Genomic DNA, 13761 nt, shown 5'->3' with positions numbered 1-13761 from the left:
GACCCTGCATCAGCCGGCAGGATTTTACTTCCCGATGCAGAACTGCGAGAAGATCTCGCCCAGCAGGTCGTCGCTGCCCACCGCTCCGGTGATCTCGCCCAGGTGCTCCTGGGCGAGCCGCAGCTCCTCGGCCACCAGTTCTGCGGAATGGCCTTGACTGAACAGGGATCCCGCCGCCAGAAAACGCCGGTTCGCCTCCTTGAGGCTGTTGACCTGCCGGGACCGGGCCGAAAATACACCCTCGGCGGTCCCGCCGGCCGCTTCCGCAAGGATCTCCCTGAGCGAATCCAGCCCGGCGCCGGTCCTGGCGCTCAGGCTTACGGTCCAGTCTCCCGCCGCTCCGGCGGTCTCGCCGGTCAGGTCGATCTTGTTGCGCACGACGATGGTCCTGCCAGTCGGACGCGGCTGCGGTCCGCCCGCCGCAGCGTCCCAGACGTTGAGCACCAGGTCCGCCTCGTCGCGCGCCGCACGAGCCCGGCGGACGCCTTCCCGTTCCACGCCGCCCTCGGCCGTACGCAAGCCGGCAGTGTCGATCAGTTCCACGGGAATGCCTTCGATGCTGATCTCCGCCCGCACCAGGTCGCGCGTTGTGCCCGGCTCGTCGGCGACGATAGCGGCGGGTTCGCCCGCCAGGGCGTTCATGAGCGAAGATTTACCGGCATTGGGCCGCCCGGAAATCACGACGTTCAGCCCGTCGCGAAGGATCCGGCCCCGTTCGGCGGCGTCCGACACCCGCCCGAACCGTTTCCCCAGTTCTTCGAAGCCTTCCTTGAGCGCGCGGTCCTCGAGCGGATTGACCTCCTCGTCGGGAAAGTCCAGCGTGGCCTCCAGGTGGGCCCGCAAGCCGGTAAGGCGCGAAACCAGAGCCTCTACGGCCTCCGAGAAGGCGCCACGCAGGCTGCGTGCGGCGGCCCGCGCGGCGGCTGCGCTGGCAGCGTCGATGAGGTCGGCCACGGCCTCGGCCTGCGACAGGTCCATGCGGTCATTGAGAAACGCGCGCCGCGAGAACTCGCCCGGGCCGGCGGGCCGCGCGCCAAGTTCGCAGATCCGGGCGACAAGCAGGTCGCAGACCACCGGGCTGCCGTGGACCTGCAGTTCCAGCACATCCTCGCCGGTAAAGGAGTTGGGGGCCGGGAAGAACAGCGCCAGGCCCCGATCGAGCAATTCTCCGGAGGAATCCGTGAGCGACACCAGGCAGGCGCTGCGCGCCGGCGGCAATTCGCCGAGTATTTCCGCGGTCATGGCGCGCACGGCTTCACCCGATACGCGAATCACCGCCACGCCGCCGCGCCCGGGCGGGGTGGCGCAGGCGACTATCGTGCCGCCCGCTTCCCGGGCGCCTTGTCGGTCCGGCGATTGAGCCGCCATTGCTGCAGGGTGGAGAAGATCGAATTGGTCAGCCAGTACAAGACCAGGCCGGAGGGGAAGAACATGAAGAACACGGTGAACATCACCGGCATCGCCGTCATGATCCTGGCCTGCATGGGGTCGGGCGGCTTGGGGTTCAGTTTCTGCTGCCAGAACATCGCCGCCCCCATGAGCGCGGGCAACACGAAGATCGGGTCGCGCGAGGACAGGTCGTTGATCCACAGCAGGAAAGGCGCCTGGCGGATTTCCACGCTCTCCACCAGCACCCAGTAGAACGCGATGAAGAACGGCAACTGAATGAATATGGGCAGGCAGCCGGCGGCCGGATTGACCTTCTCCGTCTTGTACAGATCCATCATGGCGCGGTTGCGCCCCTGCGGATCGTCCTTGAACCGTTCCTGAATCGACTTGAGCCGCGGCTGCAGCTTGCGCATGCGGGCCATGGACTTGCCGCTGGCCTCCGTGAGCGGGAACAGCACCGCCTTGATGATCAGCGTGGCGAGCACGATGGCCCAGCCCCAGTTGCCGACGCCCGCGAACAAGGTCTTCAGAAGCCAGAAAAGAGGCTGGGCGAACACCGTGAAAATCCCGTAGTCCACGGTCAATTCCAGTCCCGGGGCGGTCTCGCTGAGCTGGGATTGCAGCTTCGGTCCAACAAACAACTGCGCGAAAAAACGCTCTTCACCGCCCGGTGGCACGGCCCGCACCGGACCGATCGCGCTCAGTCGGTAGGTGCGCCCGGAAACCCTGCCGTCGTACCGGTAGAGCTGTTCCCCGTCGGGCACGGCCGCGGCGACAAAATGGTGCTGTATGGACCCGACCCAGCCGGCCGTGACGGTCTCGCTGAGCGGCTCCTCCTCGATGTCGTCCACGTCCATCCGGTCGTAGCTGTCGCCGTCATAGTAGACAGGGCCGGTAATGGAGTAGGTGTCGACGTTGAACATCGAGCGCTTCTCCGGAAGGTGGACGCGGCGCAGCAGAACGTAGGGCGCCACGCCGTAATCGTCGACACCCCCGTTGCGCACCACCTGCTCCACCTCGACCGCGTAGCTTCCGCGGCGGAACGTGTAAAGCTTGGTCACGCTGACGCCGCCCTCGCTCCAGGTCAGCGGCACGACCAGCTCGTCTTCGCCCTCGAGAAGCCGGAACTCGCTCAGTTCGCTCGCAAAACGCTCGTGATGATTGGCTTCCGGAGCGTCGTCCACCGCCCGCAAACCGGTGCTCAGGGTGTATTCGGCCCCGGGCGTGGCGCTCAATAGCCGCATCTTCGCCGCGTCATCGTCCTTGTCAACCGGATATTCGAGCAGGATCGCTTCGACCAGATCGCCGCCCACCTTGCTGATGGACAGGTCAAACACGTCGGTGACCACCCGCACCACCGGCGGAGCCGCCGACAGGCGGGCGGGCGATTCCGCCTGGTCCTGCCCGGGTTCGGCGCCGGAAACGGAGGGAAGAGCCGGCAGGTCCGTCTCGACGGGCGCGTCCGGTGAAGCCGGCGCAGGCAGGTCCCCGGAGACCGGCGCCGACTCGGCGTCACGGCGAAGTTCGTCCTGGTTCCACGCCTGCCAGCTGAACAGCAGCATGGCGCCGAACATGATCCAGAGCGGGAACCTCAGTCTTTCCATTTGCCCTCCGCTTCGGCCGCCCGCACAACCTCGCTCCAAAGGCGCGGCAACCGGGGCCCGAGATCAATCGCCCCGCCGGCCGGGGGCCGGTAGAGGCTCACGACAATGTCCAGCCCCGCCAGACGGTGCTGGTTGACCCGGAAACTCTCCCTGAGCTGGCGCCGGATCCGGTTGCGGACCACGGCCTTGCGGGTGGCCTTCAGGCTCACCGCCAGCCCCAGGCGGGCGCGCCCCTTGCCGTTGGGGCGAATGCGGGCGTGCAGGAGGCCGGCGCGGGCCCGGCGACCCGTGCGAAACACGGCGCGAAAATCGGTCGCCTTGAGCAGGCGGGCGTCGCGGGGGAAACGCAGCCGTTCTGGTGTCATGCCGTGCAAGTGCCGTGGGAACCGCAAAGTGTTGATTTTCCGGCGATTCTATCGTTTGCCACCGGCTCGCCCGAAATGCCGGCGACCGCTAGCCGCCGGTTGCGGCGACTAGTGCGACAGCCTGGCCCGTCCCTTGCTCCTCCGCCTCTTCAGGACCAGCCGGCCGGCCCTCGTCGCCATGCGGGCGCGAAAGCCATGAGTGCGCTTGCGTTTGATGCGGCTGGGCTGGTAAGTGCGCTTCATTGCTCTTGAACGAAATCGCGGCGGCCACCGCCGCCGCACAAGGGGCGCTCAGCATAGCCTCTGGCAGGCGCAAAGTCAATGAAAGCAAGGGGTTTGATTCCGGCGGCTAGTTGTGGAATAAAGTGCCTTACAAGGCTCATCCGGGACCCCTTCGACCACCAAGCCCATGCCTGGCGCAACGCGTGAGAAAACTGATTTCTGGCACGAGGTTTGTCGGGAACTGAGACCTCTCCTAGCGGAGGAAAAGTACAACACCTACATCCAGCCCCTTGAGGCGCAGTTCGACAACGGCCGGCTCAGGCTGATCGCCCCCAACCGCTTCGTTCGCGGCTGGATCGAGTCCAATTGCATGCACCTCCTCGCCGAGGCTTGCGAACGGCAGGGCGCCGAGGCCGATGTGGAGCTCCTCGACCGGCCGATCCCGCGGCGGGCGCCCGCATCGGCGCCACCCGAGGCGGCGGCGCCGCCGCTGCCGGGTTCCAGGTTGACGTCCCACTTCACTTTCGATGCGTTCGTGACCGGGCCGACCAATCAGGTCGCCTACGATGCCGCCCGCCACGTGGCCCGCCACCGGGCCTACAACCCGCTGCTCATCTATGGCGGCGTCGGGCTGGGCAAGACCCATCTCATGCACGCTATCGGTCACCAACTCCTGGCGGACCGGCGCGGGCTGCGCGTCGCCTATGTGCATTCGGACACCTTCATCAACGACTACCTGAGCGCCTTGCGCAAGGTGCGCGCTTCCTACGGCAGATCGGGCTCCGACCAGCTTGTCGAGCAATTCAAGCGCTCCTACCGCAGCGTGGACACGCTCCTGCTGGACGACGTGCAGTTCCTGGCCGGCAAGGAGAGCTCGCAGGAGCAGTTCTATCACACCCTCAACGTGCTGCTGCAGGACGGCCGGCAGATCGTTCTGACCTGCGACAAGCTACCGCGCGAGGTGACCGGCCTGGAAACCCGCGTGATCTCGCGGCTCGGTTCCGGCCTGATGGTCAACATCGAACCGCCGGACCTGGAAACCCGCGCCGCCATCGTGCTTGCCAAGGCCGAAGCGGCCCGCGTGGATTGCCCCGAAGACGTGGCGATGTATATCGCGCAGCACGTCTTCTCCAGCGTCCGCGAACTCGAGGGCGCCTACCGCACCGTTGAAGCCATGTCGCGTTTCCGCGGCATGCCGATCGATCTCCAGCTGGCCAGGCAGGCCCTGAAGAATCACGTGGCTTCGGTGGCGCGCCGCATTACTCCGGAGGAAATTCAGAAGCTGGTCGCCAACTACTTTCAGATCCGTCCCTCCGACTTGCGGTCCGCCAGCCGTAAACGGGCGATCGTGCGGCCGCGGCAGATCGCAATGGTGCTGGCGCGGGAATACACCGACTTGAGCCTGCCCGACATCGGCGAGGCCTTTGGCGGGCGGGACCACACGACCGTGATCAATGCGGTCCGCCGGATTCAGGAATTGCGAGGTTCAGACCACAATTTAGACCAGCAATACAAGAGTCTGGCCAGTATCCTTGCACAGTAGCTTCCGCATGGGAGTCGCCTGGGGACAAGGCCGGTCCTGTCTGTGGATGAGTTGTTGAGCTGTCGTTCGCACACATTTCGCCCACAGGCGCCGCTACCGCAAGCACACCCATACTCCACACTGTAATGGAAATTAAGCTATTGATTTATAACATCTTTCTGGATATTCACACATATCCACCCCTGTCATTATCATCATCGTCTTTATATATGAGATGGTGATTAAGGAGGACTCATGAAACTCAGCATTCCGCAGGAGGGCCTGCACAGTCTTTTGCAGTCGGTCACGAGTGCGGCGCAAAGCCAGGCGGACACCATGGCAATTCTTCGCAATGCGCTGCTGGATGCGGCCGAAGGGTTTCTGACCGCTACCTGCACAAACCTTGAACTGACGCTCGTGGCGCGAGCGCAATTGATCGACATCGCCACGGAAGGCTCGGTAACCGTGCCGGCGAAACTGCTGCAGGGAATAAGCGCGTCCCTTCGCGGCGGCAGCAATATCGAGCTCGAGCTTGACGGAAACCAGCTTTCCGTGAAGTGCGGGCGCTATTCGGGCACGCTGGAGACCTTGCCTCCCGAGGACTTTCCGCGGCTGGACCCGGGTAACGACGTTGACGGAGTCACGATGAAGTCCGCCGTGCTCGCGAAGATGCTGTCGGAGACCCACTTCGCCATGGCGCAGTCCGATCCACGGTATTACCTCAATGGCATGCTGATAGAAATTTCGGAGGACGGCTTGCGGCTGGTGGCGACCGACGGCCATCGCCTGTCGTGTTCGGAAACGGCTGAATGCACTGCGTCCGGCGATTCCGACTCGAGCAAGGGAATTGTCCCGCGCAACAGCATCAACGCTTTGCGACCGCTGCTGGCGTTCAGCGAAGACGTGGAACTGGCGATCGGGGACAACCAGGTTCGATTCAGCCTGGGCGACCGGCACATGACTTCGAAGCTCATCGAGGGCCGCTACCCTGAATACCGGCGGGTTATTCCCGAGCGTCAGGAGAAGCCCGTCGTGGCCAATCGCGAAGCGCTGGAATCGGCGCTGAGCCGGGTGGCGCTGGTGGCGCGCGAGAGCCGCGGTGTAAGAGATCAGCGTATACCGCTGGTGTCGGTGCTGGTCAAGGAGAACCTGGTGGGTATCAGCACCGAGGGAGGCCAGGGCGCGCAGGCGCAGGACGAGATCGAGGCCAGCTACCACGGACCCGAGATCAAGGTGGGCTTTAACGCCATCTACTTGACGGACGTCCTGAGGTCGCTGCAATCCGACGAGGTTGAGATTCATGTGCGCGACGGAAACAGCAGTGTGCTCGTTTGTGCGCCCGATGGCGAGGCCGTGCAGCACATCGTCATGCCCATGCGCCTGTAGCGCGGACCGCCGCTTGCGGCGAAGGCCGCCCGTACGTAGCGGATGAGGCGTGGCCCGGTTGACGGAAATTCAGGTCCGCAACCTGCGGGCCCTGGAAGAAATGGATCTGTCCCCCGACGGGCAGGTCAACCTCGTCACGGGACACAATGGCGCCGGCAAGACAACCCTTCTTGAGTCAATCTACCTGTTGTCGCGGGGCCGGTCATTCCGGGGCAGCGACCTGCGGCAACTCGTTACGCACGGGAAGCAAGCGGCGGCAATCAGCGGCACCGTTGCAGTGGGGAAGGCCGGCCGGCGCCTTGGCCTGACGATTTCGGGAAGGAGCGCGCGGGCGCGGCTGGACGGCGCGGACGGCGCACGGCGTCCGGAGATCGCGCGGTTGCTCCCGGTACTGAACCTGGACGCGAGGCTCATGGACCTGGTGGACCGCGGCCCGGAGCGGCGGCGGCTGCTGCTGAACTGGGTGACGTTTCACGTGGAACCCGGGTTTAACGCCGCCTGGAGGCGGTTTCGGCGCGCATTGAGACAGCGGAACGCCAGTCTAAGGCAAGGCGCGGGAGCAAACGCCATCGCAGCCTGGGATGGCGAGTTCTGCCGGGCGGCGCTGGAAATGGAAGCGTTGCGGAAGGCGGTGGCAGAGCGGCTGAGACCGCGGTTTGCAAAGATCGCGGCAAGGCTTACCGGAATGCCCGCGGACTGGGACTACCATCCGGGCTGGCCCAGGGAAGATTCTCTGGAGGAAATTCTCAGGGCGGGCCTGGACGGGGACCGCAAGCAGGGAAACACCCGCTTCGGCCCGCAGCGGGCCGACCTGATTCTGCGGCTGGAGTCCAGGCGGGCCCGGTACATTGCGTCGCGCGGTCAGCAGAAGCTGTTGGCCTCGTCACTCATGCTGGCGGCTGCGGAAGTGCTTGTAAAGGAGGGCGCCAACAGGCCGGTTCTGCTGGTCGACGAGCCGCTGGTCGAACTGGATGCGGACCATGGGCGGGAATTGCTGAAAGCGTTTGTCGAACGGGGTGCTCAGCTCTTCATCGCTGCGGTCGAAACGGCTCCATATCGGCGGTGGATGGAAGCGCGGGAAATTCGCCTGAAAGAGGGCGCGCTGGTATAATTCACATGTGCCTACAGTGTTGTGTCCCGCCCGCTTACGCAGGGCGATTCCTACGCTGCCATCGGCCGCTTTGCGGCCCACGGCTTTAGGGCCGACGCTTTTACCGCGGAACGCGCCAATGCCAGGCGCAGAGCGCCGGCAGGAACACCGCCGCAGCCTCATCAAGGAAGATTTTCGTAGTCGATGACCATGCAAGAGCCCGCCGAAGAACGCACCATGCCTACGGGGCAAACTCAAACGGACGCTTCCGAATCCTATGGCGCGGACCAGATCGAAGTCCTGGAGGACCGGGAGTCGGTTCGCAAGTTGCCCGGGATGTATATCGGGGACACGGACGACGGCACCGGCCTGCATCACCTGATTTACGAGGTTGTCGATAATTCCGTAGACGAAGCCCTGGCCGGTTACTGCAGCAGGATCACCGTTCGTCTGCTTGCGGATGGCGGAGCGGAGATCAGCGACGACGGCCGGGGAATTCCGGTGGACAAGCACGCCAAGACCGGCCGCTCCGCAGCGGAATTGATCATGACCACGCTTCACGCGGGGGGCAAATTCGACGAAAGCGTGTACAAGGTTTCGGGCGGCCTGCACGGTGTGGGCGTATCGGTAGTGAATTTTCTTTCCGCGAATCTGGAACTCGTGGTTCACCGAGGTGGCCGGCAATATCGCCAGAGCTATTCGACCGGTATTCCGGACGGAGCGCTGGAGGACGTAGGGGAGAGCGATCGCAGCGGTACCGTCATCCGCTTCCGCCCGGATCCGCAGGTTTTCGCCGCCAGGCTGGAGTTTGACGCGGGCACACTGACGGATCGGTTGCGGGAACTGGCCTTCCTCAACAGCGGCATTACGATTGAGTTTGCGGACGAGCGCGAAGGCGGCGGACAGTGGACCTACCATGCGGACGGAGGAATCCGGGAGTTCGTGCAGTGGTTGAATCAATCCCGCGAACCGCTACACACGCAGGTGTTTCACGTGAAACGTTCGCAGGTTGTGGAGATCGCACGCCGGGAGGAAGGAAACGGCAACGGCGAAAACAGGGAGACGTCCGCCGAGATGGAGGTCGAGGCGGCGATGCAATGGAACGCGGGATACCAGGAGCACAGTTCGTTCTTCACCAATAACATTCCGCAGAACCATGGCGGGACGCACCAGGAGGGTTTTAGGACAGCCCTGACCCGCACGCTCAATACGTATCTGGAGCATCACGGCGGCAGCAGGGCCAAAAACCTCACGCTTCGGGGCGAGGACGTGCGCGAAGGATTGACCGCCGTCGTTTCGGTGAAGATGCGGGATCCCAAGTTTTCTTCACAGACCAAGGAAAGACTGGTTTCATCGGAGGCCAAGACCGCGGTCGAGCGCTCGGTAGCCGAGGCCCTGCGGGAATTCCTGCTCGAGAATCCCAAGCAGTCCCGGGCGATTACCGAGAAGATTGTCGACGCGGCCACGGCGCGCGAGGCGGCCCGAAAGGCGCGTGACATAGCCCGAAAGAAGAGCGATGTGGGCGGCTTGCCCGGAAAGCTGGCCGATTGCCAGGAAAAGGACGCGAGCAAGCGCGAGATCTTCCTGGTCGAGGGCGATTCCGCGGGGGGATCCGCCAAGCAGGCGCGCGACCGGCGCACTCAGGCGGTATTGCCGCTGCGCGGAAAGATCCTCAACGTGGAAAAGGCCCGCCCGGACAAGATGTTGTCTTCCAACGAGGTGGCCACGCTGATCGCGGCGCTGGGATGCGGGGTCGGGCGCGAGGAAGAGAGCTTCGACGCGGAGAAACTGCGATATCACCGGGTCATCATCATGACCGACGCGGACGTGGACGGTTCGCATATACGCACGCTGCTCCTGACCTTCTTTTTCCGCTACATGCCGGCATTGATCGAACACGGACACGTCTATATCGCCCAGCCGCCGCTCTACAAGGTAACGCGCGGCCGCAAGGAGCAATACCTCAAGGACGACGAGGAATTGCGTGACTGGACGCTGGAAGCGGCGCTGAAGGACGCAAGCCTCGTTGCGGCCGGCCGAAAAGAGCCCATGCAGGCTGAGGATTTGCGGCAGCTGGCGCAGCGTAGCCTGCAGGCGCGTAGCTCCCTGGAGGGGCTTCGCGCGAAAGCCGACGAGCGGGTCCTGGCATGCCTCATCGAGTTGCCGCCGGTCGATGCGGGGCGCCTGGACGACTCGCGCTACATGGTCGATTGGGGCACGCAGCTCGAGGCGGCGCTGGCGAAGCACGATGCGCAGGCAGCCTGGAAGGTCTCGGTACAGGCCAACGGACGGACGCCGGCCGCATTTTCAGTGGTCAGAACCGAAAACGGCGTAGACGAAGAGAGCGCGCTGGAGTTTTCGTTGTTCGGCAGCGCTGAATATCAGTCAGTACGCGGCCTGGCGGCTGAACTGAGCAAGCTGATGGTGGACGGCGCCGCCGCCCGGCGCGCATCTTCAACCCGTGAAGTGGGCCTGTTCGGACAGGCGCTGGACTGGTTCATGGACCAGGGCCGCCGGGGCGTTACGCTGCAGAGATACAAGGGTCTGGGCGAAATGAACGCGGCGCAGTTGTGGGATACCACGGTGAACCCGGAGACCCGCCGGCTTGTGCGGGTGGAAGTGGCCAGCGAATACGAGACCAGCACCACCAGCAAGCTGTTTGCCACGCTGATGGGCGAGAAAGTCGAGCCCCGGCGCGCATTCATAGAAGACAACGCACTCAACGTCGTCAATCTGGATATTTAGCGAACTCGAAAATCCTCTAAAATCTTCTAAACCGCAGCTATATACCCTTATCTGATCTTATCTGCCTTACTTCGGCTTCGATCCAGTTCTTCGCTTCCTCGGTAATCTTGCGGGCCCCGGCGCGGGTGGGGTTAATGGGGCGCCCGATAACGATGCGTATGGTGCCGGGTTGCTTGGTTGCGCTGCGCCGCGGCCAATGGTCGCCCGCGTTGTGGGCTACCGGTACCACGGGACAACCCGCGGCCGACGCGATCATGGCGCCGCCGGGCGCGTAATGGCCTACCTCTCCCGGCGCCACCCGGGTTCCTTCGGGAAACACGATGACCCACAGGCCCTCGTCCCGGATTCGCGCGCGGCCCTGGCGAATGACAGAGCGGATTCCCTTCGCCCCCCTGGCCCGATCGACGCCGATGGCGCGCATGCTTGCCAGGCCCCAGCCGAAAATCGGGACGAACAACAATTCCCGCTTCAGCATCCAGGTCTGCCGTGGGAACAGCAGCGCCTGCACGATCGTGTCAAAGGCCGATGAGTGTTTCATCAGCACGACGCACGGGCCGGCCGGCAGGTTTTCCCGGCCGCTTGCCTCCCAGGAAACTCCGCACAGGACGCGCAGCAGCCACAGGTTTGCCAGGGCCCAGCAACGCACCGCGAAGAAATAACGTATCCGGTGGGGCAGCGGCCACAGAACAACGGCCCAAAGGCTGCCGGCCATGGTGTTTGCGACCAGCAGTGCGGTAAACAGCAGGCCCGAAATCCGTCTCATTCCACGGACCGAAGCAGCCACCCGGTGAATTCCGCCAGGTCGTCGAATACGGGAACGGCGCCTCCGGGTGGCAGCCGCTGCTCGGTGGCCGCACCGAAGCCGGTGCGCACCAGCGCCGGGCGGGCCCCGGCCGCGGAGGCGGCTTCAAGATCGCGCATCGAATCGCCCACCATGTACTCGCCGGCAACCGGCAGCCCCACGGCGGCCTCGATCCGTTCCAGCAGGCCCGGAAGCGGCTTGCGGCACCGGCAGCGGTCGGCCGGCGTGTGCGGACAATGGAAGACACCCGCCAGCCCGCCTCCGGCTTCGCGTACCGCGGCTTCCATCCGGGCGTGAATGGCATCGAGCTCCCCGGGGGTCAGATATCCTCGGCCGATGCCGGATTGATTGGTGGCAACGGCTACGGCAAGCCCTGCTCGGCACAGGCTGGCGATCGCTTCAATGCTGCCCGGCAGGGGACGCCACTGGTCCACCGAGCGTATGTAGTCCAGGCGCTCTTCGTTGATCACCCCGTCGCGGTCGAGAATTACCAGCCGGTTACGCAGCGGGGCTCTTGCCACGGGCGGCTAGCTTCGGCCGGGAAGAAGCGAGAAATCGGCGAGCTGCAGCAAGGTCTCGCGGATACCGGCCAGCAGGGCAAGACGGTTGGCCCTCAATGCGTCGTCCTCGCTCATCACCATTACCTTGTCGAAGAAGGCCGCCAGCGGCCGACGCAGGGAGGCCAGCAGCTCCAGCGCGCCGGCGTAATCGAAGTCGTCCAGCCGCTGCCGGTACTGAGGCAGCAGCAGCAGGTACGAGGCGCGCAGCGTCTGTTCTTCCGGTTCCCGCAACAGCGAGGCGTCGACGCCTGCGGGCCCGGGGCCGGAGGCGGAGCGCAGAATATTTGCGATCCGCTTGTTGGCGGACGACAGGTCGGCGGCTGCGGGCCTTGCAAGAAAGGCGTGCAGCGCCAGCAGCCGGCGGTGGAAGTCCAGCGGCGAGGCCGGTGACCGGGCGCGAACCGCCGCAAACAGCTCGGCGCTCACCTCGACGGTATCCGCCTCGGGGTGCAGGCCGTCGAGATACCAGGCCCGCAGACGCTCCATGACGAACCCGTAGAGTTCGTCGACCAGGCTCTGGGGATCCTCGTTCGCGGCCGGCTGCAGGGCCAGGGCTTGTCCGAGGCGCCCCGGCAGGTCCAGGTCGATACCGCCCTCGATGCAGATTCGAAGCGTCGCCAGGGCGGCGCGACGCAGACCGAAAGGATCGCTCGCGCCCTTCGGCCGCCGACCGATAGCGAAAAGCCCGGCCAACATGTCCAGCCGGTCGGCCAGCGCCAGCGCCCTCCCGCCAGGGCCTGCCGGAATGGCGTCGCGGGCATGGCGCGGCGCGTAATGTTCGCCCACGGCGCTGCATACGTCCTCGTCTTCGCCGTCGTGACGGGCGTAGTGCTCGCCCATGACGCCCTGCAGGCCGGGAAACTCGCCCACCATCCCGGTCAGGAGATCCGCCTTGCACAACAGCGCCGCCCGCTCGGCAGTTGCAGCCTCCGCGCCGGTCTCGGCCGCCAGCTCCGCGGCCAGTTTCACAAGCCTCCCGGTCCGGTCGCCCAGCGAACCCAGGCCCTGCTGGTAGCGAACCCTGCCCAGCCCGTCAGTCCGCCCGGCCAGCGGTTCGGAGCAGTCCCGTTCAAAAAAGAAGTCGGCATCCTTCAGGCGCGCGCGGACCACGCGCTCCGCGCCCGCGCTGACCGCCGCGGGGTCGCGGCTTTCCAGGTTGCTGATGAGCACGAAACCCGGCGCCAGCCTGCCGGAATCGTCGCGCACGGGAAAGAAGCGCAGGTGCTCCTGCAGCGAAGCCACGATCACTTCGTCGGGGAGGTTCAGGAAGCGCTCCTCGAAGCGGCCGGTCAGGGCCACCGGCCATTCCACCAGGCCGGTGATCTCGTCCAGTAGCACCGCGCTGCTTACCAGCGACCCCCCGAGCCGGGCCGCTTCTTCCCCGGCCAGGCGCAGGATTGCATCCCGGCGCTCGCCGAAGCCTGCAATCACCTTGCCCCGGTCGCGCATCACGGCGGCGTAGTCGGTCGCCGATGGCAGGCTCAGCCGCTTCTGCCCCATGAAACGATGGCCGCTGCTGCGCCGGCCGCTGCGCCGGCCGAGCAGCCGGCCCGGAACGACCCGCTTGCCGTGCAGCATGACGACCCAGTGCACCGGCCGTATGAACTCTTCGTCTCCGGACCCCCAGCGCATGGCCCTGCCCACCGGAAGGCGTGTCAGAGCGCGCGCGGCGATCTCGGGCAGCAACGACGCGGCCGGCTTGCCGGCCCGGCGCCCGCGATACATGAGCCACTCGCCCTTTTCGGTGCGCAGAATCTCGAGGTCCTCCGGGCGGCAGCCGCAGGATTCGGCAAAGCCCTCGGCGGCCCGGCTCCAGTCGCCGCAGGAGCCACGCGCCGCGGCCAGCGGCGGTCCGCGCTTCTCCACGACCCTCGGCGGCTGGCGCGTCGCCAACTCGCGGACCACGACCGCCAATCTGCGCGGCGTAGCAAAAGAATCCACCTCATCGAACTCGAGGCCGGCCTCCTCCAGCCCTTGACGGAATTCGCTGCGGAGAGCCCTGTCCAGCCCGCGCAGCGCCTTCGGCGGCAGCTCCTCCACGCCAATCTCCAGCAGAAAATCGGAACGCGCGGGCAC

The 13761-nt window shown here is 65.3% G+C and carries 11 protein-coding genes; 4 read left to right on the top strand and 7 right to left on the bottom strand.

The features are described from left to right. Nucleotides 1-24 precede the first annotated feature (24 nt). From mnmE to rpmH, 4 genes are all read right to left on the bottom strand, one after another. A complete protein-coding gene (gene mnmE, locus F4Y72_07230) occupies nt 25-1368 on the bottom strand; it encodes a tRNA uridine-5-carboxymethylaminomethyl(34) synthesis GTPase MnmE (GenBank protein ID MXZ28085.1) in 1344 nt (447 codons plus the stop codon). Continuing rightward, nucleotides 1314-2993 (bottom strand): membrane protein insertase YidC, encoded by a 1680-nt coding sequence (gene yidC, locus F4Y72_07225; protein MXZ28084.1) that lies wholly within the window; start codon nt 2991-2993, stop codon nt 1314-1316. The genes mnmE and yidC overlap by 55 nt, the downstream gene beginning before the upstream one ends. Then, complete coding sequence (gene rnpA / locus F4Y72_07220) at nt 2981-3358, bottom strand: ribonuclease P protein component (GenBank protein ID MXZ28083.1); 378 nt, start codon at nt 3356-3358, stop codon at nt 2981-2983. Before rnpA ends, yidC begins: the two co-directional genes overlap by 13 nt. Nucleotides 3359-3466: 108 nt before the next feature. Further along, complete coding sequence (gene rpmH / locus F4Y72_07215; protein ID MXZ28082.1) at nt 3467-3601, bottom strand: 50S ribosomal protein L34; 135 nt, start codon at nt 3599-3601, stop codon at nt 3467-3469. A gap of 166 nt (nt 3602-3767) precedes the next feature. Between rpmH and dnaA the strand changes: the two genes are divergently transcribed. The 4 genes from dnaA to gyrB all read left to right on the top strand — a co-directional run bounded on the left by dnaA (nt 3768) and on the right by gyrB (nt 10323). Next, complete coding sequence (gene dnaA / locus F4Y72_07210; protein MXZ28081.1) at nt 3768-5123, top strand: chromosomal replication initiator protein DnaA; 1356 nt, start codon at nt 3768-3770, stop codon at nt 5121-5123. A 234-nt stretch (nt 5124-5357) separates the two neighbouring features. Beyond that, complete coding sequence (dnaN, locus tag F4Y72_07205) at nt 5358-6488, top strand: DNA polymerase III subunit beta (GenBank protein ID MXZ28080.1); 1131 nt, start codon at nt 5358-5360, stop codon at nt 6486-6488. Between the two features lie 49 nt (nt 6489-6537). Next, nucleotides 6538-7599: a DNA replication and repair protein RecF gene (gene recF, locus F4Y72_07200; GenBank protein MXZ28079.1), complete on the top strand. Its 1062-nt coding sequence runs from the start codon at nt 6538-6540 to the stop codon at nt 7597-7599. Between the two features lie 216 nt (nt 7600-7815). Then, nucleotides 7816-10323 (top strand): DNA topoisomerase (ATP-hydrolyzing) subunit B, encoded by a 2508-nt coding sequence (gene gyrB / locus F4Y72_07195; GenBank protein ID MXZ28078.1) that lies wholly within the window; start codon nt 7816-7818, stop codon nt 10321-10323. Nucleotides 10324-10360: 37 nt separating this feature from the next. On the opposite strand, the gene F4Y72_07190 is transcribed toward gyrB, so the two are convergent. From F4Y72_07190 to F4Y72_07180, 3 genes are read right to left on the bottom strand one after another with little or no spacing between them, the layout of a single operon-like run. Then, complete coding sequence (locus F4Y72_07190; protein MXZ28077.1) at nt 10361-11086, bottom strand: 1-acyl-sn-glycerol-3-phosphate acyltransferase; 726 nt, start codon at nt 11084-11086, stop codon at nt 10361-10363. After that, on the bottom strand, nt 11083-11631 hold the full coding sequence (gmhB, locus tag F4Y72_07185) for a D-glycero-beta-D-manno-heptose 1,7-bisphosphate 7-phosphatase (GenBank protein ID MXZ28076.1): 549 nt from the start codon (nt 11629-11631) through the stop codon (nt 11083-11085). Before gmhB ends, F4Y72_07190 begins: the two co-directional genes overlap by 4 nt. 21 nt (nt 11632-11652) lie before the next feature. Then, nucleotides 11653-13761 (bottom strand): glycine--tRNA ligase subunit beta, encoded by a 2109-nt coding sequence (locus F4Y72_07180; protein MXZ28075.1) that lies wholly within the window; start codon nt 13759-13761, stop codon nt 11653-11655.

This window comes from Gammaproteobacteria bacterium (genome assembly GCA_009838035.1).
GTDB lineage: Bacteria > Pseudomonadota > Gammaproteobacteria > Steroidobacterales > Foliamicaceae > Foliamicus.
This window is presented reverse-complemented; position numbering and strand designations above follow the sequence as displayed.

Excerpts from the sequence above, each read along its gene's own strand:
- rpmH (MXZ28082.1), bottom strand. The coding sequence starts at position 3,601 with ATGAAGCGCACTTACCAGCCCAGCCGCATCAAACGCAAGCGCACTCAT.
- rnpA (MXZ28083.1), bottom strand. The coding sequence starts at position 3,358 with ATGACACCAGAACGGCTGCGTTTCCCCCGCGACGCCCGCCTGCTCAAG.
- mnmE (MXZ28085.1), bottom strand. The coding sequence starts at position 1,368 with ATGGCGGCTCAATCGCCGGACCGACAAGGCGCCCGGGAAGCGGGCGGC.
- F4Y72_07190 (MXZ28077.1), bottom strand. The coding sequence starts at position 11,086 with ATGAGACGGATTTCGGGCCTGCTGTTTACCGCACTGCTGGTCGCAAAC.
- yidC (MXZ28084.1), bottom strand. The coding sequence starts at position 2,993 with ATGGAAAGACTGAGGTTCCCGCTCTGGATCATGTTCGGCGCCATGCTG.
- gyrB (MXZ28078.1), top strand. The coding sequence starts at position 7,816 with ATGCCTACGGGGCAAACTCAAACGGACGCTTCCGAATCCTATGGCGCG.
- dnaA (MXZ28081.1), top strand. The coding sequence starts at position 3,768 with ATGCCTGGCGCAACGCGTGAGAAAACTGATTTCTGGCACGAGGTTTGT.
- dnaN (MXZ28080.1), top strand. The coding sequence starts at position 5,358 with ATGAAACTCAGCATTCCGCAGGAGGGCCTGCACAGTCTTTTGCAGTCG.